Origin of the sequence: uncultured Acetobacteroides sp., from assembly GCF_963667355.2 — a bacterium.
Classification (GTDB): domain Bacteria; phylum Bacteroidota; class Bacteroidia; order Bacteroidales; family ZOR0009; genus Acetobacteroides.
Map to the genome: position 1 here is coordinate 1236340 of NZ_OY763328.2, position 21443 is coordinate 1257782.

The 21443-nt window shown below is 45.5% G+C and carries 26 protein-coding genes; 12 read left to right on the plus strand and 14 right to left on the minus strand.

Annotated elements, in window-relative coordinates:
• Positions 1-21: 21 nt before the first annotated feature.
• The 9 genes from ACHZA1_RS05235 to ACHZA1_RS05275 all read right to left on the minus strand — a co-directional run bounded on the left by ACHZA1_RS05235 (position 22) and on the right by ACHZA1_RS05275 (position 6921).
• Positions 22-267 carry a hypothetical protein gene (locus ACHZA1_RS05235; RefSeq protein ID WP_320054178.1) on the minus strand — a complete coding sequence of 82 codons (246 nt, stop codon included), beginning with the start codon at positions 265-267 and terminating at the stop codon, positions 22-24.
• Between the two features lie 456 nt (positions 268-723).
• Positions 724-1512, minus strand: coding sequence for a hypothetical protein (locus ACHZA1_RS05240; protein ID WP_320054179.1), 789 nt, complete (start codon positions 1510-1512; stop codon positions 724-726).
• A 53-nt stretch (positions 1513-1565) separates the two neighbouring features.
• Positions 1566-2048, minus strand: a complete 483-nt coding sequence (locus ACHZA1_RS05245; RefSeq protein WP_320054180.1) for a dihydrofolate reductase — start codon at positions 2046-2048, stop codon at positions 1566-1568.
• Positions 2045-2839 carry a thymidylate synthase gene (locus tag ACHZA1_RS05250; protein ID WP_320054181.1) on the minus strand — a complete coding sequence of 265 codons (795 nt, stop codon included), beginning with the start codon at positions 2837-2839 and terminating at the stop codon, positions 2045-2047. Before ACHZA1_RS05250 ends, ACHZA1_RS05245 begins: the two co-directional genes overlap by 4 nt.
• Positions 2836-3771, minus strand: coding sequence for a nucleoside recognition protein (locus ACHZA1_RS05255; RefSeq protein ID WP_320054182.1), 936 nt, complete (start codon positions 3769-3771; stop codon positions 2836-2838). The genes ACHZA1_RS05250 and ACHZA1_RS05255 overlap by 4 nt, the downstream gene beginning before the upstream one ends.
• Positions 3771-3914, minus strand: a complete 144-nt coding sequence (locus tag ACHZA1_RS05260; RefSeq protein ID WP_320054183.1) for a hypothetical protein — start codon at positions 3912-3914, stop codon at positions 3771-3773. The genes ACHZA1_RS05255 and ACHZA1_RS05260 overlap by 1 nt, the downstream gene beginning before the upstream one ends.
• 77 nt (positions 3915-3991) lie before the next feature.
• Positions 3992-4519 carry a UDP-2,3-diacylglucosamine diphosphatase gene (locus tag ACHZA1_RS05265; protein ID WP_320054184.1) on the minus strand — a complete coding sequence of 176 codons (528 nt, stop codon included), beginning with the start codon at positions 4517-4519 and terminating at the stop codon, positions 3992-3994.
• A gap of 3 nt (positions 4520-4522) precedes the next feature.
• Positions 4523-5656 (minus strand): TlpA disulfide reductase family protein, encoded by a 1134-nt coding sequence (locus tag ACHZA1_RS05270; protein WP_320054185.1) that lies wholly within the window; start codon positions 5654-5656, stop codon positions 4523-4525.
• A 14-nt stretch (positions 5657-5670) separates the two neighbouring features.
• Positions 5671-6921, minus strand: coding sequence for a TlpA disulfide reductase family protein (locus ACHZA1_RS05275; protein ID WP_320054186.1), 1251 nt, complete (start codon positions 6919-6921; stop codon positions 5671-5673).
• Between the two features lie 115 nt (positions 6922-7036).
• Between ACHZA1_RS05275 and ribF the strand changes: the two genes are divergently transcribed.
• The gene (ribF, locus tag ACHZA1_RS05280; protein ID WP_320054187.1) at positions 7037-7975 is read left to right on the plus strand and encodes a riboflavin biosynthesis protein RibF; all 939 of its coding nucleotides are present in this window, start codon (positions 7037-7039) and stop codon (positions 7973-7975) included.
• A gap of 208 nt (positions 7976-8183) precedes the next feature.
• Entirely contained in the window at positions 8184-9182 is a 999-nt protein-coding gene (locus tag ACHZA1_RS05285; RefSeq protein WP_320054188.1) for a hypothetical protein, read from the plus strand.
• Positions 9183-9315: 133 nt separating this feature from the next.
• Here the strand turns inward: ACHZA1_RS05285 and ACHZA1_RS05290 are convergent, their stop codons facing one another.
• Positions 9316-9927, minus strand: a complete 612-nt coding sequence (locus ACHZA1_RS05290) for a bifunctional nuclease domain-containing protein (RefSeq protein WP_320054893.1) — start codon at positions 9925-9927, stop codon at positions 9316-9318.
• A 205-nt stretch (positions 9928-10132) separates the two neighbouring features.
• Here ACHZA1_RS05290 and rplU point away from each other — a divergent pair, with 205 nt between their 5' ends.
• The 7 genes from rplU to ACHZA1_RS05325 all read left to right on the plus strand — a co-directional run bounded on the left by rplU (position 10133) and on the right by ACHZA1_RS05325 (position 15244).
• Positions 10133-10444: a 50S ribosomal protein L21 gene (rplU, locus tag ACHZA1_RS05295; RefSeq protein ID WP_320054189.1), complete on the plus strand. Its 312-nt coding sequence runs from the start codon at positions 10133-10135 to the stop codon at positions 10442-10444.
• Positions 10445-10464: 20 nt separating this feature from the next.
• Positions 10465-10725, plus strand: a complete 261-nt coding sequence (rpmA, locus tag ACHZA1_RS05300) for a 50S ribosomal protein L27 (RefSeq protein ID WP_320054190.1) — start codon at positions 10465-10467, stop codon at positions 10723-10725.
• A 100-nt stretch (positions 10726-10825) separates the two neighbouring features.
• Positions 10826-12103 (plus strand): serine--tRNA ligase, encoded by a 1278-nt coding sequence (serS, locus tag ACHZA1_RS05305; protein WP_320054191.1) that lies wholly within the window; start codon positions 10826-10828, stop codon positions 12101-12103.
• 84 nt (positions 12104-12187) lie between these two features.
• Positions 12188-12499 (plus strand): DUF4286 family protein, encoded by a 312-nt coding sequence (locus ACHZA1_RS05310; protein ID WP_320054192.1) that lies wholly within the window; start codon positions 12188-12190, stop codon positions 12497-12499.
• A 226-nt stretch (positions 12500-12725) separates the two neighbouring features.
• On the plus strand, positions 12726-13283 hold the full coding sequence (gene ruvC, locus ACHZA1_RS05315; protein WP_320054193.1) for a crossover junction endodeoxyribonuclease RuvC: 558 nt from the start codon (positions 12726-12728) through the stop codon (positions 13281-13283).
• Between the two features lie 116 nt (positions 13284-13399).
• The gene (locus tag ACHZA1_RS05320; RefSeq protein ID WP_320054194.1) at positions 13400-14005 is read left to right on the plus strand and encodes a DUF4254 domain-containing protein; all 606 of its coding nucleotides are present in this window, start codon (positions 13400-13402) and stop codon (positions 14003-14005) included.
• A gap of 192 nt (positions 14006-14197) precedes the next feature.
• Positions 14198-15244: a glycosyltransferase family 9 protein gene (locus tag ACHZA1_RS05325; protein WP_320054195.1), complete on the plus strand. Its 1047-nt coding sequence runs from the start codon at positions 14198-14200 to the stop codon at positions 15242-15244.
• Between the two features lie 28 nt (positions 15245-15272).
• On the opposite strand, the gene ACHZA1_RS05330 is transcribed toward ACHZA1_RS05325, so the two are convergent.
• Both ACHZA1_RS05330 and greA read right to left on the minus strand, forming a co-directional pair.
• A complete protein-coding gene (locus ACHZA1_RS05330) occupies positions 15273-15668 on the minus strand; it encodes an HIT family protein (protein ID WP_320054196.1) in 396 nt (131 codons plus the stop codon).
• Positions 15669-15679: 11 nt separating this feature from the next.
• On the minus strand, positions 15680-16153 hold the full coding sequence (greA, locus tag ACHZA1_RS05335) for a transcription elongation factor GreA (RefSeq protein WP_320054197.1): 474 nt from the start codon (positions 16151-16153) through the stop codon (positions 15680-15682).
• 468 nt (positions 16154-16621) lie between these two features.
• Here greA and ACHZA1_RS05340 point away from each other — a divergent pair, with 468 nt between their 5' ends.
• Both ACHZA1_RS05340 and ACHZA1_RS05345 read left to right on the plus strand, forming a co-directional pair.
• Positions 16622-17017, plus strand: a complete 396-nt coding sequence (locus ACHZA1_RS05340; protein WP_320054198.1) for a hypothetical protein — start codon at positions 16622-16624, stop codon at positions 17015-17017.
• A 90-nt stretch (positions 17018-17107) separates the two neighbouring features.
• Positions 17108-17533, plus strand: a complete 426-nt coding sequence (locus ACHZA1_RS05345) for a hypothetical protein (RefSeq protein WP_320054199.1) — start codon at positions 17108-17110, stop codon at positions 17531-17533.
• Positions 17534-17591: 58 nt separating this feature from the next.
• Here the strand turns inward: ACHZA1_RS05345 and ACHZA1_RS05350 are convergent, their stop codons facing one another.
• Together ACHZA1_RS05350 and ACHZA1_RS05355 are read right to left on the minus strand one after the other, a co-directional pair.
• Positions 17592-18914: a peptide MFS transporter gene (locus tag ACHZA1_RS05350; RefSeq protein ID WP_320054200.1), complete on the minus strand. Its 1323-nt coding sequence runs from the start codon at positions 18912-18914 to the stop codon at positions 17592-17594.
• Between the two features lie 457 nt (positions 18915-19371).
• Complete coding sequence (locus ACHZA1_RS05355) at positions 19372-20910, minus strand: YifB family Mg chelatase-like AAA ATPase (protein ID WP_320054201.1); 1539 nt, start codon at positions 20908-20910, stop codon at positions 19372-19374.
• A gap of 237 nt (positions 20911-21147) precedes the next feature.
• Between ACHZA1_RS05355 and ACHZA1_RS05360 the strand changes: the two genes are divergently transcribed.
• Positions 21148-21438: a hypothetical protein gene (locus tag ACHZA1_RS05360; protein WP_320054202.1), complete on the plus strand. Its 291-nt coding sequence runs from the start codon at positions 21148-21150 to the stop codon at positions 21436-21438.
• Positions 21439-21443: the final 5 nt, after the last annotated feature.

Here is a 21443-nt window from a genome sequence, read left to right on the forward strand (position 1 = left end):
ATTTTTAAGTAAGAGAAGCCCCTACTTCATGGACTTCTGAATAAAAAAGATGGCTAAAGCCACAGTCGCCATAGCTAAAACGGCCGACGAAGGGGGCTTGCCGCCCCGCAGCAGGAGCGACTCGGACGAGTGAGGGGGCATGTACATCGGCATGGGCAGCTCGACTAGCAAATTCGACATCCCAACGATCTGCCTAAGGCTGCCAACTCCTGCTGCCCCATTCAAAGCAGCCTGCATGGAGGCTTCAACCGCTGCAATTCGGGCCAAGCTCTAAGCTTGATGTCTGCTGCAGCTAATTCTTCCTACATGCAGCTCGGATTAAGAGTTTCCTTCGCTGCAACAGCGTCCAAGCTGGCAGCGTGAGGGCTGTTGCAGCCAAATGTTTGTCCATGCAATGCAGCTTAAAGCCTCCTTTGACTGCAATTCACTCCAAACTGATAGCTTGAGCCTAATTGCATCCAAGTGCAGGTCCATGCAGACTTGCGGCAAGGCTCCGACGGTGATGAGCACCCTCATGCTATCCTGCACGAGGTTTGCGATTGCGGTAGCAGCTTAGAGCATCACCAGATTAAACCAGCCATCGCCACAGAAAACCAGTATGAGGGCAGGCATGGCCTCCGAAATGGCGTCGGCATCCTCCACTCCCCCTAGCCCGCCATTCATCCCAACAAATGCAAAAAGGCAGCCAATGGCTGCCTTTCGTATGTGTGAGCGCGACGGCTTCTAGATGGTGTACAGCTTAGATAGACCTTGGTAGGCAAACAGTATTTGGTTGATGTAGCCCGTTGTTCCAAAAGTGATGTAGAAGGGTTCGGTATACGTAAGGGGAGTCATAGAAAGCTTCCCGCTCTTGAAGTAGGACGAGCCGTAGGGCATAACAAGTGGATCAATAATGCTTACGTTGTAGGTAGATTTATTGGCAAGAGTTCCGGTGGCCGAGCCCGTAAAGGTAAACGTATCGTCGGTATCTACCTTATCGCTATCGCCCTCCTTCTGCTCGCGGGTAAGGTTGCAGGCGTAGGCAACGGAAACATTGTACGAATCGGTAAGAGCACCGTTCCTGACAATCACCTGCTGCTTTGCCTTTGAGGTTCCCTTGGGCAGGATGGTAACCTCAGCATCGCCGATCACCTTCACGCCCGAGTAGGTTAGCCCATCGGGGTGTATCAGCATCGACGAACCCTCGGCGAGGGGCGTACCGGTAAAGGTCACCACAATTTTTCCGATGCGCCTGCTGGTCATCGACTCCTTGTACACAATAGTCAGCTCGGTGCGGGCCTCATTCAGGGTAATCGTCACCCCATCAGGGTCGGCATTTCCCGAAGGATTGTCCAGCTCCAGCTTGGCAAGCGTAAGCGCCTGCGAAACTACATCACTAAACACATACTGGCAGTAGTGATACTCGCTGTAGTACGATATTTCGACAGGAATAGGATCAACCTTAGTCGTTCCTAGGTCGCAAGAGGTAAGCCCTGCAAGAGCCACTGCAACTCCAAATAATAGTTTTCTCATATATTCAGTTTTTTGCGAAAAACTAACAAATTTTATACCACAAGTAGCGTGCGCTAGCGCCTTTTATAGGTGATAAACGAGAATGGATGCTCGAAGGAGGCGCCACGCTCGTGGTCAACCCGCTCCGCAACGTTCCAGTCCGCCTCGCTAATGGCCGGAAAGAAGGTGTCCGCCTCGTAGGAATGTCCTACAAGGGTAATATAGAGCGTATCGGCCAAAACGAGCGACTGGTGGTAGATCTCGCCGCCGCCGATAATAAACACCCGCTCGTCCGCCGAGGCCGCCCGAATGGCCTCCTCCAGCGAATGGAAGAGCTCAACCCTATCGTCGAGATGATCTACCGACCGCGAGACAACAATATTCCGCCGGTTGGGCAGCGGGCGCCCAATCGACTCGTAGGTCTTCCGCCCCATGACAACGGTTCCCCCCTGCGTAAGCGCCTTAAAGAACTTCATATCCTCGGTGATATGCCACAGCAGCTGGTTATCCTTACCGATGGCGCTGTTGCTCGCCATCGCTACCACAATGGCAATCATACGGCAATATCGGCTTTGATGGATGGATGCGAGCTGTACCCCTCGAGCATAAAATCCTCGTACTTGAAGTCGAAGATCGATGCCACCTTAGGGTTTAGGCGCATGGTAGGCAGCGGCAGCGGCGTGCGGCTCAGCTGCAGGTTCACCTGCTCCATATGGTTAAGGTAGATGTGCGCATCGCCCAGCGTGTGGACAAACGTACCGGGCTTAAGCCCCGTCACCTGGGCCATCATCAGCGTCAGCAGCGCGTACGATGCAATGTTGAACGGAACGCCAAGGAAAACATCGGCGCTGCGCTGGTAAAGCTGGCACGAGAGCCGCCCATCGGCCACGTAGAACTGAAACATCACGTGGCAGGGAGGCAGCTTCATCTTGTCGATATCCGAAACGTTCCAGGCGCTAACAATATGCCTGCGCGAATCGGGGTTATTACATATGGATTCCACCACCTGCGCCAGCTGATCGGTGGTTGTGCCGTCTGGGTTCCTCCAATTTCGCCACTGGTAGCCGTAGATAGGGCCAAGGTCGCCGTTCTCATCGGCCCACTCGTCCCAGATGGACACCTTGTTATCGTTAAGGTACTTTATGTTGGTATCACCGTTAATAAACCAAAGCAGCTCGTGAATAATGGAGCGCAGGTGCAGCTTCTTGGTGGTGAGCAGCGGGAATCCATCGGCAAGGTTAAAGCGCATTTGGTAGCCAAATATGCTCTGCGTGCCAACGCCCGTGCGGTCGCCCTTCCTAACGCCCTCCGCAAGTATAGTCTTTAGCAAATCGTGATATTGCTTCATGCTGTTACAAACTTATGATTACGATACAATGAGAATCTTACAATCCAAACGACTAGCGCTGCGAATGCCAGCCTCAGCGAGAGCATCCAAAACACGGATGCCCCAATGGCCGCAAAGAGCAGCAGGTCTTCGAGGTTGCTGTGCGAAACCGCAACATGGTAGTTCAACAGGTTGGCCTCCTCCTTGGAGATATTGCCAGCCTCCACCTCCGAAATCATCACCGCCGATCCGTACGCCAGCCCAAGCGTATTGGCAACAATCCACAAAAACGAGGTTCGGCTTGGCAGCCCAAACAACGCCAAGAGCGGGCGAAGCAGCTTGGATAGCACCTCAATCACCCCCAGCTCCTTTAGCACCTGCTGGAGCAGGTTCAGGACAAAAACTAGCACAACAACTTTTAGTGATAGAAAGATCGAGGACTGCAACCAGCCGTACAGAACGTCGCCCAAATCCTGATTGGGCATTGCCCCCCTTGCCTCTACCGATAGGGTAGCTGCTGGCACAAGCAAATTCATTACGATTAGCGATAGGATGGATAGCCCCAACCTCGTAGCCACCATTGCCAGTGCCGACGACCCCGTCCTACGCTGTACCGCCGTTTCCACAATCAAGTTGTGCGCAATTAGGCTCGATATCGCCAGCATGGTAATCGCATGCGCATCGAAGGTAAAGGTAGATATGACGGCGATAGCCGAATAGATATTAACCAGCGCCGCCGTAATGTAAACAAGAGCCGCCTCACCGGGCAAGCCAACCAGTTCGAACAGCGGAGCAGTATAATGAGAAATCACCGCAATGACACCTAGATACTGCAACAGTACAACTCCCAGCGAGATGGGTATCATCAGCCGAAGTATCCATACCGCCGACTTTAGCGATGGCCTAAAGCAGCCTTTTACGATTGCTGCAATTCTGCTTAAAAGCGAATCCATTACCCTTCAAACTTAGTAAGCTTCATAGACTCCCCGTCGAAAACGCCATAAACATTAGAGACGATCCAATCGCCAAGAATAAACATCTTGGTTCTTTCGTTTAGGTCTATCTCAACAGGCGTATGCCGATGTCCAAAAACCATATAGTCGTAGCGATTGCTCGCGGCTTCCTCCACCGAAAAACGGTAGATGTACTCATCTCTGCCGCGGTAGACTTCGGCTATCCCTTCGAATAACGGCTCTTGTACGACCAGTTGTGCGCCAACCAAAGAGCCAAATTAGGGTGAACAAACGTAGAAAAGAGAAACTGGGAAACCTTCCATGTAAAAAACCACTTCATCAGCTTATACTTCCAGTCCATATTTCCCAATCCATCGCCATGATGCAAAAAGAAACGCTTCCCAGCAAACTCGCAAGTAAACGGTTCCGAATGAAGGATAACGCCACACTCGGTATGCAGGTAGTCGTATGCCCAGATGTCGTGGTTACCCGTAAAAAAACGAACGGTGATTCCGCTATCCGTAATTTCCGATAGCTTACCTAAAAAACGAGAGAAGCCCCGAGGTATGACCTTTTTGTACTCATACCAAAAATCGAAGATATCGCCAAGCAGGATAATCTCCTCAGCATCCTGCTTAGCCATATCCAACCATCGAATAAAGCGTCGTTCACGCTCTATAGGAGGCTCTATTCCTGGTAATCCCAAGTGAACATCGGAGGCAAAGTATGTCTTTTTGCCTTTTTGCATTCGCTATTTTAACGCTTTGATAATTTGCGATTCGAGATCGTTGCCAAACATGTCACGTCCTACCAAATCGCCATTCCTATTAATAAGGAAGTTCGCGGGTATAGCTTTTACATTGTAAACCGTTGCAGCAGGCGAGTTCGACCCAAGAAAGTCCGAAACACAAATCCACTGAAGTTTCTGACGCTGAACAGCGGCAACCCAAGGAGCCTTTGTAGCCAACGAAACCTGATAAATCTCAAATCCTTTTGATTTATACTTTTCGTAGATCTTAACCAATCCCAAGTTACCTTCCAACGATTCCTGATTGGCAGGATCCCAAAAGTCAAGAAGAACAACCTTTCCCTTAAGCGACGAGAGCTTCATTAGTTTTCCGTACTGGTTCCTAAGTGATATCTCAGGGATACCAACCGTTTCCACCTTCTTCGTAGCCATTATATCTCCAATAAGCGCCTCGTTCTCCATCTGCTTATAGTGTTTCTTAAGCGATATCACGTAAGGAGACTTAGGGTAGCTGGTTGAAAGAGAATCAGACAGCAATTTAAAGTAATTCAAATCATCGAGAGACCCAAAAATGCCGGTACTACCTGGAAGTTGTGCGTAAATAGCATAAATGCTAGCCATGCTCTTAGGATTGGTAATCAAGTATTTTATAAACTCTCGCTTGCAGGTTACAAATACCTTACCCATTTTATACTCTATAGAATCCGAAGGGTTAGCATGTAGCTGATTCAACGAATCAAGTGATGTTATTGTTGTGTTCAATAAATTTGATAGCGTCCGTATATCTTCAGATGCCTTCGAGCCCTTAACAGCGTATGTTCCTTCTAGTCGTTTAGCATCACCAGTAAGGTTTATCGTTTCCCCTCGCTCTACGAAAAGGGTAACAAAATTATTTCCATCTACTTTTACAAGATAAAAGGTCGGCTCCTGATCCTTTTCAAACTTAATATTAAACTTAAACAATCCATCTTTGGATGCCACCACAGAATCGACAACCTCCGATGTACCAACCCCCAGTTTTTCGAGGTAAACGGTTTTACCTCCAAAGTTGGTAAACTCTCCTTTAATTTTAGCGCTATTCCGAGAACAAGAGGTTAGTGCAATAACAGCAACGATTAGTAAAACTAATTTTCTCATAAAGTTATATTCGTTTATTGGTCTGAAGTATTCTCTAAAGTTGAGGCATGGGTCTTAGTTGTATCACGTCTCATAAGGTACGGTCTAACCAAATACCAGCGAAGGGTATCAAAAAGATTTTTCCCCAGAACATTTTTAGCAACAACAATTCCCTGTCTATTAATAATAAAGTTTGAAGGGATACAAGCAACCCGATAGCTTTTTACAATGGAAGAATTCCACATTCTAAATTCTGAGCATTGCTTCCACTGTCGCATATCGGGCGTTATAGCCCTGCTTAACTCATTCAAATTTCTATCAAGAGATACCTGAACTATCTCAAAACCGTAAGGTTTATACTTCTTATAAATCTCTACCAGCCTACCATTTTCAGCCACCGAAGGCTTTGCCCATGACGCCCAGAAGCTAAGAAGAACATACCGACCTTTTAGCTTAGTCAGCGACACAGTATCACCATTAAGCGACTTAAGATTAAACTCGTGAGCCAAAGCACCTTCTGCGATTGACTCTTTATTCAGTTTCTGATTATTCAATTGGTATCGAACTGACTGCATCCTAGTATGAAATGCCTTTACCATGGCACTTTCGGGATACTTTCGGTAAAGAATAGAATCAGTCAATAAGAAGAAGCGCAAATCAGCCTTTTCGTTAAGCATGTACGAAGCAGAATCAATACGCTGGTATAGTGCAGGAATCGAGACTAAAGATCCCTTGTTCTGAACTACAAAGTTTCGCAAAAAGCCACGATAGTTGGCTATATGCCCATTAAAAGATTGCTTTAACACTCGACGCAAACTATCATATCTATAGCTATACTTTAAAGTGTCAAACTGTTTTTGAATTGAATGCAAACGTCCTCGAAGATTGCAGAGCGAATCGCTAAGGATTTTTAACTGATTAAATCCACTTGCCCCCTTTACATCGGCAACATTCCAGCTCGCGCCACGGGGTAAATTTACCTCAATCCGCTCACTAGGCGAAGCTATAATAACAATTCCACTTTTATTAGGTTTATCGGAAATCTCAAAGAAATCGGGATTAACAAGCGTGAGCCTAAACGCAAAGTTTCCGAGAGTATCAACCAACGCAGAGTCAACAAGCACTCTCTTTGAAGGCAGAACTTTCGATATATATATCGTTCTGCCAGAGTAATCTGTTGCTAATCCGCTAACTATGGTATTTGCTTTATTCCTACTACTGCATGAAGCGAATAGCAACAAAGCTGCAAATACATATATAATGTGCTTGTACATTTCTTTTCTCATATAACAGGATAAAAGTCGAAAAAAAAACAATTAAAACAAATATGCACCAGAGCTCGTTTTGCACAGCTCAAACAAATCATTAAAAAGGTAGTTATATTTGCAAAAAAAATTGGGGATGAAGATATATAGACCATTTGAGAAAGAAGTTCCTACGCGAGGCGTAATTACTCTAGGCTTTTTCGATGGTGTACATATTGGACATCAAGCTATTCTACGAAAGGTTAAAGCAGATGCAAAAGAACTAGATGCAAATCCACTAGTCCTGACTCTTTGGCCACACCCAAGAATAGTGCTTGGCAAGAATGATGATGAACTCCTGCTAATCAACACACTCGATGAAAAGACCAGCCTTATAGCCCGTAATGGACTTGAGCACTTCGTGGTAATACCATTCACCACCGAACTCTCCAACTTATCTGCTGAGGATTTTTTTAAAACGTTCTTTGTCGATTGGTTAAAGATCAGGAAGCTAATTGTTGGCTACGACCACCATATTGGAAAAAATGGCACAGGCGATTTTACTACCATGCAAAGATTGGGACTCAAGTTCGAAGTTGAAGTCGAGAAAGTTGAAGCCCAAACGCATGAAAGCATAAGCATTAGTTCAACAAAAATTAGAAACCTTATTTTACTTGGCGACGTCAGCAAAGCATCGAAATACCTTGGATACAACTATTTTTTAACTGGAATAGTTGAAAAAGGCTTTCAAGTAGGCCGCAAGATAGGCTTTCCAACAGCAAATATTAGGGTTCTCGAAAAGCACAAGATAATTCCAGCCGATGGTGTTTATGCCGTTAAAGTTTTAATTGACGGGCTAGTTCTCAACGGCATGCTTAATATCGGATATCGTCCAACCATTAGCAAGGATCAGCACAAAACCATAGAGGTCAACATTTTCAATTTTGACAGTTCAATTTATGGCAGCACCATCAGCATTCAGTTCGTAAGCCGAATCCGAAACGAAATGAAATTTGAAGGAATTGAGGTACTCAAAAAGCAATTAGAACAGGACAGGAATGCTGCTCTTCAAATTCTATCGTCCGACAGAATTTAAAACTAGGAAATCCATTCTCATACACTACTTAACACAAAAAAAACGACAAAGAAACAAGGGAGCCATAACAATCAGACTACTAAGCCTTGGACAATATCACAAATAATACTATAGACATTAAATAGACCCTTGATTAAAAAAAGAGTAGAAAAAAATAACACTTCTCCATTTCAAATTGTTACTTGCTAGTAATAATAATTTGAAAGAGATGAAGAAGTTACTTTACCTTTTAGTTGCAACAATCCTTGTTTCAAGCTGTATGAGATCATATCATCAGCCCAAAATTAATTTACTTATGGCTTACCCATTCCCAAGCCATAACAATAATGTGTCTACATACTACAATGCTGACAAATTTCCTGATCCAAAATCCTACGTCAAGGTCGGTGTTATTCAGCAGACATTCACCAATGACGACATAGACAAACAAGTAAATTACCTTAAACGCATTGCACAACAATATGGTGCGGATGGATTACTTATACTCGGCATAAACGATCCGGGCATTAGAGTTGCAGCGCAAAAAAATCTTGGAAATGATGTTCTCGACATTCTCAATCAAAAAAAAGAGACAGATTACTACTCCAACCAAAAGAATAATGAACTCACTGTTTTAGCCATCAAAAACAGAAAGAATCTTGATGCAGTTAGCCATACTATCAAGAATATGTTGATGTACAAGTACGACACAAAAAATCAGAATTTCAAGTTAGTAGATATCTATAAGTTTTCTTTTGACAACCAGTTAATATCAGGAGATCAAAAAAACACTGACTTTCAAGATATCAAGTCGTACTCCAGTTTCTTTCTCATATACGACAAATCACCTAGTTGGAAAGAAAATACACGAAATAAGAACCTAATAGTTCGCGAATACAATGACCTTGTTAATCCTAGAATGATAAGTAGCACATCTCTAAATAACGATGGAAATATAGAGCAGATCATAAAATTATACCCACGAACACAAAAACGAGAAACAATCACCTACACCTACTACGAGAAAAGACCTGTTGGCAGAACAATTATTACAAAAGACAAATCTATTATGGAGGAACAATACAGACTTAACAATCAGAATAAAATTGAAGAGGTCACCATTTACAACCATAACGGTAAAACAAAAGACCCAATTTATAAACTTACATTCAGTTACTACAACACAAACGATTTAGACTCGATACTAGTTAAAAAGAGAATAAATTAGGGAAGTAGGATTCTTCCTACTTCCCTAATTTATTCTAATAACGGATCATTAACTATCAAAGCATTACAAAATCAAAAGCAATAACCAACATCACTGCTAGAAGAATAAAACGTAGATACCTTTGCACTTTAGTCTATAGGTTTTCGTCTTTTCTCCGTTGAATCTCATCTCTAATATGGGAGGCTCGCTCATAATCTTCGAGATCAACAGCTTCCTTAAGTAGGGTGTTTAGAGAGTCAATATTTAACGATTTAAACTCTGACTCATCAAAAGTCGAATGTTCTTCAAAAACAGCCTCACCAGAATCGGCAGATTCCTCTGTTTCGCCCTCTTCTTCTTCAATGTACACACCAGCCCTATCTACAATATCTGGAGTTGTGAATATGGGACACTTAAAGCGAAGCGCAAGAGCTATTGCATCACTTGTACGCGAATCTATTACCTCCTCCTTTTCGCCGTTAAAGCAAACAAGCTGCGAATAAAACACCCCATCCTCTAAACGATAAATGTTTACCTCCAGAAGTTCTATGTTAAACAACTTTGAGAATGAAAGAAACAGATCGTGAGTTAAGGGACGTGGAGGAGTAAGCCCTTCTAGATGAATAGCAATAGACTGAGCCTCAAAACCTCCAATAATAATAGGAATACGTCTTTGTCCTCCTTCTTCGGAAAGCACAAGCGCATACGCGCCTGACTGCGTTTGACTATAAGATATTCCGAGCACGTTTAACTTTACCTTTTGCATCCTATCACTAGAGTAAATCGGGTGTCCATTAGTTTTAAATGCCCAAGTTATACATTTTGTCCATACTTTAGCAGTCGACATCCTATATTTTGTAAAATAATAATTACTCAAATCTTTTCCCATTTTTTTACAAAGCCTTTGTATATTTAATTTGATTTACCTAGTTTTGTCTTTCGAATTGAATTGTACAAATTAAACAGAACCGATGTACGCAATCGTAGAAATCGCAGGACAGCAGTTCAAAGTACAAAAAGATCAGAAGCTTTATGTTAACCGTCTAAAGGGTGACGAAGGAACCCAAGTAAGCTTCGATCGTGTACTGCTAGTCGACAATGACGGACAGGTTAAGATTGGTGCACCTGCAGTAGAAGGCGCCAAAGTAAACGCTAAAATCATTTCTCACCTTAAGGGCGATAAGATTATCGTATTTAAGAAGAAGAGGAGAAAAGGTTATAAAAAGTGCAACGGTCACCGTTCGTACCTTTCTCAGATTTTGGTAGAAGATATTATTGCGTAACTTTTTAAAGTAGTAAGACAATGGCTCACAAAAAAGGTGCCGGTAGTTCACGAAACGGTAGAGAATCGGAAAGTAAAAGACTAGGTCTTAAACTTTTCGGAGGTCAAACTGCAAAGGCTGGCAACATCATCGTGCGTCAAAGAGGTACAAGACATTACCCCGGCCTAAACGTAGGTATGGGTAAAGATCACACCCTATTTGCGCTTGTTGAAGGTGTTGTTTCTTTCAGAAAAAAAGACAACAAGTCATTCGTAAACATTTCTCCTATTTCAGCTGAGTAGGTAAAAAGTTTACGGCAATAACTTATTACGATCTCCTGTTTTTTTGCAACTTTACGGTTGTAAAAACAGGAGATTTTAATTTATATAAAATACATCTCACATGCTAACCCTCAAGCAAATTAGAGAAGACAAGGATCTATCCATTAAACGCCTTACCACAAAAGGCTTTGATGCTTCTGCAACTATCGATGAGATTATTGCGCTAGACGATGAGCGCAAGGCTATTCAAGCAAAGGTTGATGCCGACCTTGCCGAAATGAACAACATATCGCGCCAAATTGGAGTAATGTTCAGCCAAGGAAAGCAGCTAGAGGCCAACACCCTTAAGCAGAAAACCCTTGACATGAAAGAAGCCACCAAAGGAATGCAGGTAAGACTATCGGAAGTTGAGCAACAACTCGAACAGAAGATTGTTCTTCTGCCTAATTTCCCTAGCGAATTAGTTCCTGAAGGGAAGACTCCATCCGACAACGTTGTGGTACGCCAAAGTGGAGACATCCCTAACTTAGACAAAGCAACGGCATTGCCACACTGGGAACTTGCAAAAAAATACGATATCATCGACTTTGAACTTGGGGTTAAACTCACCGGCGCAGGATTTCCTGTTTACAAAGGCCAGGGAGCAAAACTGCAGAGAGCACTAATCTCCTTCTTCCTCGATGAAAATACGTCTGCAGGATATACCGAGGTTATGCCTCCTCTTATGGTTAACGAAGCATCTGGTTTTGGCACAGGTCAACTTCCCGACAAAGAAGGCCAGATGTACCACGCTACTATTGATAACTTTTACCTAATTCCAACTGCAGAGGTTCCTGTAACCAACATCTTCCGCGATGTAATTTTAAACAGCAAAGAACTACCCATAAAGATGACTGCCTACACCCCATGCTTCCGCCGTGAGGCCGGATCGTACGGCAAGGATGTTCGTGGGCTGAACCGTCTTCACCAATTTGACAAGGTAGAAATTGTTCAGATTGCCCACCCCAATGAGTCGTATAAAACACTCGACGGAATGGTTGCTCACGTTGAGAACATCGTAAAAAAACTAGGTCTACCCTACCGTATACTTAGGCTTTGCGGTGGAGACATGAGTTTCACCTCGGCCCTCACCTACGATTTTGAAGTTTACTCCGCAGCACAGGAACGTTGGTTGGAGGTTTCATCAGTTTCTAACTTTGAAGGATTCCAAGCAAATCGTCTTAAACTTCGCTTCAAAGAAGATGGAGAGAAGAAGACACAACTTGCGCACACTCTTAACGGAAGTTCGTTGGCTTTACCCCGTATTGTTGCAGCGCTTCTCGAAAACAACCAAACAGAGAAAGGCATTAGAATCCCCGAAGTTCTTCAGCCATACACCGGTTTTGAGTACATTTGCTAATAAGCAATTTATTTACTAAATATGTGGGCACATCGATGTTAGTTGATGTGCCCTTTTTCTCTCGACACATAAAAAATCACCATTATGCCAGGATTTATCATTAACACAACCTTTAGCGTCGACAAAACTGTCAATCAGCCATGGCTCAAATGGATTCAAAAGGATTTCATCCCATTTGTCCAGAACTCGGGGATATGCAAGAGTCATCTTCTTAGCAGGGTGATGCTTCAAGGGGGAGAAGATGATTTCACCTATTCCCTTCAAATCAGAATAACAGATCCTCAACAAAGTCTTCTTTACGATTCGCTTTGCCATTCAGCACTCGAAAAACAACTTCCTGAAATATTTCCTAACACGGTATACTACTTTAAAACTGTTCTTAAAATCATTGAGTAGACCCGTAATGAGCAACAACCGCAAAACGGTTATTTTTGCATCACTACTATTATTTTTAGAACACCGTTACCACCGACTTCAAAACAACAGTCTCGCACACAACCATCCCTATTTTCTAAAAAACGACCTGCAACATCTACTAACAATAACATTTAGTTGATTAAAAAGCGTCATCGTTTTAGGCTTACCTCACCAATAAAAACAGCAGTTGTATAAAGAGAATTACATGAATAAGGATGAAAAAATAATACTTGGCATTGATCCAGGTACCAACCTGATGGGATATGGTGTTATTGCAGTAAAAGGGCAGAATGCGAAACTAGTGTGTATGGGGGTGATAGACCTAAAAAAACTAGGAGATCACTACATAAAGTTGGCAAAGATATTTGAAAAAGTAACCTCCATAATAGACCAATACCACCCAGACGAACTTGCAATAGAAGCTCCCTTCTTCGGAAAAAACGTTCAGTCGATGCTGAAGTTAGGAAGGGCGCAAGGTGTTGCCATGGCAGCCTGCCTTGCCCGACAGATTCCTATCTTTGAGTATTCCCCCCGAAAGGTCAAAATGTCCATCACAGGACAAGGCACTTCGTCGAAGGAACAAGTTGCGGCCATGCTAAAAAGCATTTTAAAGGAAAAGGAGCTGCCACAATCGACCTTTGACGCAACCGATGCATTAGGAATTGCGGTTTGCCACTTCTTTCAATCAAACAAACCAACCGTTGATGCATCATTTAACAGCTGGACGGACTTCATCAGCAAAAACCCCAAACGAGTAAAATAGCAATCAGCAGCAATTATATTGCACAGCATAACGAATCGGCAAACATTAAATGTCTGCCGATTTGTATTTATAGCATAATAAGTTACTTTTGCTGGCAAACTACAAATTTTACTCGTATGGAATTTAGTGCTTTATGCAACAAACTATTTGACCAATGCGTTGACAACTATCACATTGCCGACGATGTTGATAGCGTTTTTGAAAACCCTTATGAGCCACAAACTATCGAGAACATCTTATACTTGAAAAACAGAATTGATGCTGTACAGTGGCACCTTGAGGATATCATTCGCGACCCCAACATCGATCCCATTGAAGCGCTTGCCTTAAAACGCAGAATAGACAAGTCGAATCAGGATCGTACCGACTTGGTAGAAATGATTGACAGCTACTTCCTTGAGAAATACGCTCACATCAAACCTCTCCAGGATACTGTAATTAATACAGAGAGCCCTGCTTGGGCTATCGACAGATTATCAATCCTTGCTCTTAAGATTTACCACATGCAACAGGAGGTAAACCGCACCGACAGCGATGCTGCTCACTTAGAGCAATGCTCCAATAAGCTTCGAATTCTACTAGAGCAGAGAGTGGATCTCTCTTCGGCGATAGACCAACTTATTGATGATATCGAATCAGGTCGTCGCTACATGAAGGTATACAAGCAGATGAAAATGTATAACGATCCATCGCTTAATCCAATCCTTTACGGAAAGAAATAAAAGGCTTTTGCCTAAATAAGACAGCAAGTTCTACTACAAGGGCTTGCTGTTTTAGCATAATCTTCAGGAACTTCACCATTTGCATAAGTTTATGGAGCAGATCGTGAAGATTGCAAACGAAAAATCATCTTAACTCTTCTGCAAAACGTTTGCATTTAGTACCTTTGCCAACTAACACACTGTCCTGCTTATATGATTTCTAAACCAGCTAAGATTCTTGTTATTCGTCTATCAGCACTAGGCGATGTAGCAATGACTATACCTGTTATTCACTCTATAGCAAAGCAGCATCCCAATGTAGAAATTACGTTTATTTCTAAGCCTTGGGTAAAACCGCTATTTGAAAACACTGGCGTTAGGTTCATTGGAGCAGATATCAGAAAAGGACGAAAAGGAGTAATAGATTTCTTTCGCTTCTTTTCCATGCTGCGCAAAATGGAGAAGTGGGATGTTGTCATCGACCTTCACGATGTTATATTCTCGAAGTTCCTCAGAAAGCTATTCCGCTTGTACCAAGTTCCTGTTGTTAAAATCAACAAGGGCCGTCAGGAAAAGAAAGAGCTAACGCAGTACCCTAAAAAAGAGTTTAAGCAGTTGGCAACAACCTTTGAGCGCTATGTTGACACGCTAAAACGAGCAGGACTCCCAATAAGCGTCGAGTTTGACACTATTTTCCCAACCCAAACGGAACTTACTCCAGACATCGTAGACCTACTCGGCAATAAAAATGCCAAGTGGATAGGAATTGCTCCTTTTGCTCAACATAAAGGGAAGGTTTACCCACCGGAGAAGATGGAGGAGGTTGTCCAACACTTCAACCAAAAGGATGGGGTGAAGATTATTCTTTTTGGAGGAGGAAAGGCTGAAGAAGCAGCACTAAAGGTTTGGGAGACTAAGTACGACAATGCCATTTCGGTTGCCGGTAAGATTCGTCTAGGACAGGAGTTATTGGTTATGGATTATCTGGATGTAATGGTATCCATGGACTCCGCCAACATGCATTTAGCATCGCTCACAGCAACCCCTGTAGTTTCGATATGGGGAGCAACCCATCCATACGCTGGCTTTTACGGTTGGAAACAGCCTGTCGATAATATCATTCAACTCGATTTAAGCTGCCGCCCATGTTCGGTATACGGCAATAAAGAGTGTATGTGGGGCGATTACCGCTGCATGAACGACATTAAACCTGAGACGATAATTAGGAAAATAGAGGAGATTATTTACTCGCAAGAATAAAAAAAAGGAGGGCTTTAAACCCTCCTTTTTACTTTATGTTTTCGGCAATTGCTTTAGCGATGTCGGCAAACTCTTCGGGTGAGAGCTTCAGCTTCTCTTTACGGAAATCGAGATCGGACTCCTTGCTAATAGGCACCAAATGGATATGTGCATGGGGCACCTCCATTCCCAAAACAGCCACCCCTACTCTTTTACAAGGCATAACTGCTTTAATTCCGTTTGCTACTTTTTGCGCAAAGACGGTCATATCTGCCAATACTTGGGGATCAAGATCGAAAAGATAATCGACCTCCACCTTGGGAACAACCAAGGTATGCCCCTTTGTCATTGGAGAGATGTCGAGAAATGCATAGTAGCGATCGTCCTCTGCTACCTTGTAGCTGGGGATCTCGCCATTGATAATTCTTGTAAAAATCGATGCCATGTCTCGAAAATTTATCGTGAGATTTCGAGAACCTCGAAGCTTACCAACCCAGCAGGGATTTGAACTTCGACCAGATCGCCAACCTTTTTGCCCATCAAGGCTTTGGCAATTGGAGTGCCTGTAGATATCTTGCCCTCCTTGACGTTGGCCTCGTTCTCGGACACCAGCGTGTACTGCATCGTTGAGTTGGTCTTAAGATTTTTAATCTTCACCTTATTCAAGATTTGCACCGTGCTGGTATCTATCTTAGACTCGTCGATAATACGAGCGTTTGCAACAGTATCTTCAAGCTTTGCAATACGCATCTCGAGCAAACCTTGAGCCTCTTTTGCTGCATCATATTCCGCATTTTCAGAAAGGTCACCTTTATCCCTAGCCTCTGCAATCTGACGAGAGATGGCAGGACGCTCTACACTTTTAAAATGATCGAGCTCTGCTCGTAGCTTGTTATAACCTTCTTCTGTAAGATATATCACTTTTGACATAGCTTTTGTTTTGAGGTTTAAATAAAAAAGAAAGAATCCCAGCAACCTGAGACTCTTTCGTTCCACAAATATATGCATATTTTAATCCATTCGCCATCCTTTAACAATCTATTTTCACCCAAACATCTAGCAGTCAGCTAAACCTATGTGTATTCCACCGCAATACGTACCTCCCCATACCGCATTTGGCACATCACCTTGGAGAAAATGGCATCGCCGTTGGAAAAGAACGCGCAAAGGGTGCTGCCCTACGTGCTGCAGCGGGCGATGGTGCAGCATCACCCTTCCGAATAAGGTTGTACCGCCGTTAGGTGCTAGACTCCTTTTCGGCACAAAAGGCGCTGGAGGTTTTGGGAAGAGGCCAGATGCTGGTGGAGGCGCTAGGCGGGGAATTCTTTTACCATTAAGGATGCGCCACCGGATGCCCGTTAAGGTTATAGGGGGCTTGATTAGCTCTAGATAGTAATTATGAAGGTAAAAGCTACAGATACGAAGCTAAAAGTGACAGACACGAAGGCAAAAGTTACAAACACGGAGGCAGAAGTTTCAGACACGGAGCTAAAAGCTACAGACACCAAGCGAAAAGCTACAGGCACGAAGCCAAAAGTGACAGACACGAAGTCAAAAGCTTCAAACACGGAGGCAGAAGTTTCAGACACGGAGCTAAAAGCTACAGGCACGAAGCCAAAAGCTACAGGCACGAAGCCAAAAGCTACAGACACCAAGCGAAAAGTTTCAGGCACCAAGCGAAAAGTTTCAGGCACGAAGGCAGAAGTGACAGACTCGGAAGCAGAAGTGACAGGCACGGAGCGAAAAGCTTCGGGCAGGAAATGGGCCACTGCAGGCAGGGAGCGAGCCATTTGAGTAGGCTAGCAAAGAGCAAGGGAAATATTGGCGATCGGCAAGCGGAATACCGGTTTAATCGCTATAATTGCATCAAAAAAACAGGTAGAGATGAAAGCATGCGCAGCAATTTTTCTTGTAGCCGTTCCCCTTCTTTTTGGATGCGCCAAGGAGGAAAGGCCGCTGCTGCCTCAGACAGCGGTTAATATTACGATTTCGCTTACCGACCCAAGCTACACCCTGCTCCAGAATCCATCAACTGCGGTAAAAGTGAGCTACTACTTAGCGCGACCCGTTGGCTACCTCGGAAATGGGGTGATCATCTCCAACACGGGAGTTGGATACAACGCCTTTGATGCCACGTGCACCAACCAAGACCACAAGAGCATTACGATTGTCGACCAGATTTTTGGGGTATGCCCCGTTTGCAATACCCGCTACAACCTGCTTAACGGGTATGCGGAAGGGAAAGGAAACCTGCACCTACAGTCCTACAGAACTATGCCGAGCGGCAACTACCTTACTGTTTTCAACTAGAAAAACAAAAGAGGCCCGAATGTTCGAGCCTCTTTCGTTATATCGGATAGCAGAAGGATTACCCCCTACCATGCATAAGGCGTACAAGCGTTCCTCTGAGGAAGATCACACCCAAGCCGAGCACCATCACAAAGGCGGCGATGCAGCCAAAGGTTAGCCCATACCCGAGATCCTGCGAGTAGCCGGCAATGAATCCGCCCATGAGGTGAGCCAGGAACGATGGCAAGAACCATACGCCCATAAACATCGACACCATCCGTTGTGGCGCGAGCTTGGTGATCATCGACAACCCGATAGGCGAAAGCATCAGCTCGCCGATGGTTTGCAGGAAGTAGGCGGCAACGATCCACATCATGCTGGCCTGCGCCCCGGTTTGGTTGTACTGGCTCACGGCGCCGAGCATAACAACGAATCCAAGCCCAAGGAAGATCATCCCCAACCCCATCTTTACGGGGATCGACGGGTTCTTCCCCATCTTATGCAGCTTTAGCCAAAGCGCCGACACCGCAAATCCAAACACAAATACGAAGAAGGGGTTGATGCCCTGGAACCATGCCGTTGGCACGGCCCATCCACCAATTGACTTATCGATATTCTGCTCGGTAAAAATTGTCATGGAGCTGCCAGCCTGCTCGAAGCCGGTCCAGAAGAAGGTCACGAAGAAGAGCAGCACAAAGATCACCGACAGCCGGTCCTTTTCCTCCTTTGTGAGCTTTTCCTTTTCGGCATGCGCCTCACCAGCGCTGGCCTTGTCGACCTTTTTCATCTTGCCAATCTCCTTGAGGTACTTTGGCGCATAAATCCAGTAGATGATCATGCTCAGGGATACGGCCCCTGCCGCAACTAGAAAGCCGGCCAGATACCCCCACTGCGTGGCCACAAAGCCGCAGAGCAGCGGTGCGATAAAGGCGCCGACGTTGAAGAGCTGGTAGTAGAGCGTGAATGCGCCATCACGACGGGGATCGCCCTGCTCGTAAAGGGCGCCGATCATCGACACCACGGTTGGCTTAAAGAAGCCGTTGCCAATGGCAATCAGCGTTAGCCCTCCCACAAACGGCAGCATCTTGTTGTCCAACGAAAGAACGATAAAGCCGAGGATGATGAAGACCCCACCGATAGAAACCGACTTGCGGCTGCCGATAACCCGGTCGGCAAGTAGCCCGCCGAAGAAGGGCAAACCGTAGCATAGGGCGTTGAATACGCCATAGGCGATCCCGGCAGAATGCTGCGAGAAGCTCATCCCCGACAGCTGCCCGGAAACCCCGGCAATCATGTAAAGCATTAGAATTGCGCGCATGCCGTAGTAGGCAAAACGCTCGCCAGCACCGGCCGCTGCAATCAGGTAAAGCGCGGCAGGCTGCCTATTAGTACTCGAACTCATTAGGTAAATTTTAGTTTAGGCTGCGAAGATATCGATAAAATGATTACGCCTTCGGCCCTAGGAAAAAAAAATTCTACACAGCCGATAGCCCCACCTCCCTTGGATGGGCATGCTTGGCAAGCCCTTTTGCCGTTACGAAACTGCATGGGGCTTCCAAATCGACTTCTTCGCCAACACCAAACGGTTTGGGAGGGAACGGAGGATTCGCTATTAGAATATACGATGCGTTGCTTTCACCCCTAAATCCCCTAAAGGGGACTTCTCGGCAGTTCAACATAGCAGGGAGTACTCCCAACTACTATTCGGCATTTTGTCAAGCTACGGGCTGCTCCGCAGCCCCCTTCAGCGAGTTGGGGATGAATACGACTTAGCATACCAGCAACTCCTAAACCATAATTTGAGAAGTCAGTTCCCTCGGAAGAGAACGGGGGATGAAGCCATGCGAATTAAGCCGGCGCTACCCCGCCCAATCGCTTCTATCCAGGCTGCGGTAGTTGATGGCTTCGGCAATATGGCTGGTTTTGATATCGGGAGAGCTGTCGAGGTCGGCAATGGTGCGCGACACCTTAAGGATACGGTCGTAGGCACGGGCCGAAAGGCCCAGCTTCTCCATGGCGTTCTTTAGGATGGAGGTACCGGCATCGGAGAGCTTGCAGTACTTGCGGATGAGGCGGCTGCCCATCATGGCGTTGCAGTGCACCTCGTGCTCGGCGACAAAGCGCGCGTGCTGCACCATCCGAGCCTTTATCACCCGGCTGCGCACCACCTCGCTCGACTCGGCTAGGCGCTGCTCCGAGAGCTTCTCGAAGGGAACCGGCACCACCTCAATTTGTATGTCGATACGATCCAGCAGCGGCCCCGAGATCCGGCTCAGGTAGCGCTGCACCATACCCGGAGGGCACACGCACGCCTTCTCCGGGTGGTTGTGAAAGCCACAGGGACAGGGGTTCATGGAGGCCACCAGCATGAAGTTGGAGGGGTACTCTATCGAGAACTTTGCCCGCGAGATGGTGATGCTGCGGTCCTCAAGCGGCTGACGCATCACCTCCAGCACCGCCCGCTTAAACTCGGGCAACTCGTCGAGGAAGAGAACGCCGTTGTGCGCCAGGCTGATCTCCCCCGGCTGCGGGTAGGTGCCGCCGCCCACCAGCGCCACGTCCGACACCGTGTGGTGTGGCGCCCTAAACGGCCTACGGGTGATCAGGCCACCATGCTTCTCCACCTTCCCGGCTACCGAGTGTATCTTGGTTGTCTCCAGCGCCTCCTCAAGCGTAAGCGGAGGGATAATGGTGGGCAGCCGCTTTGCGAGCATCGTTTTGCCCGATCCCGGAGCCCCAATCATAATGATGTTATGCCCGCCAGCAGCCGCTATTTCGAGCGCACGCTTCACGTTTTCCTGCCCCTTAACATCCGAAAAATCGACGCTGTAGCAGCTCGCCGTCTCGGCGAATAGCTCGTCGACATTACAGCTTTCGGGGGCGAAGCTAGCCTTATCGCATAGGAAGTCAACCACCTCCTTTATGTTCGACATGCCGTAAACATCCAATTCCTTTACAATGGCCGCCTCCTTGGCATTCTGAACCGGAAGGATAAGCCCCTTATACCCTTCGGCGGCCGCCTGAAGGGCAATGGGCAGCACCCCTTTTACGGGTTGCAAACCGCCATCGAGCGAAAGTTCCCCCATAATGACGTACTCCTGAAGCTTCCCCGAAACGATTTGCTCCGATCCTGCCAGAATCCCAATAGCGATGGGTAGGTCGTAGGCCGACCCCTCCTTGCGAATATCGGCAGGAGCCATGTTTATGATAATCTTATGACCGGGCATCTTAAAGCCATTGGTCATTAAGGCCGACGTAATCCTCTGCTGGCTCTCCTTAACTGCGCTATCTGGCAATCCCACCAGAAAAAAGTTAACACCCAACGTAACATTAACCTCAATTGTGATGGTGGTAGCCTTTATACCATACACTGCGCTTCCGAATACTTTCACCAACATACTTATTTCAATATGGTTATGCCCATAAATTTAGAAATATTTCAGAAAACAGCAACACTTCTTCAAAACATTTTTTAACAAGGCCCTCCAAGCAAACAACCGACCATCTGAACACCCCCTTACGTTCCATTCATCTTTAAAAGAGTACAAAAAGAGAGCCCTCCGCATTTAGGATATCTGAATACTAAAGGAAGAATCGTTATTTTTAGGTAGTTTTGCAATAGCCAAAGAGAAAAGATGATCCTTAGATTTTTCAAGTTGCCTAAATATCGCACCTTTAGCTACAAGCCCCGCTACTACGACCCCATCAAGGATGAGGTGCAAGAGCGCAAAAGGCTGATTGAGCATGAGGCAAACGCCGATAGGGCAAGCTACATTCCAGGATCGTCGATACGAGGGAACATCAAGCGCCAGCTCCGTAGCTCGCGGAAAGATGTAAAGAGGAGTAGGACACAGACATTGCTAATCAGGCTGATACTGGTGGCAATAATCTTTCTAATACTCTATTTTATCCAACGATTCCTTTAAACAAC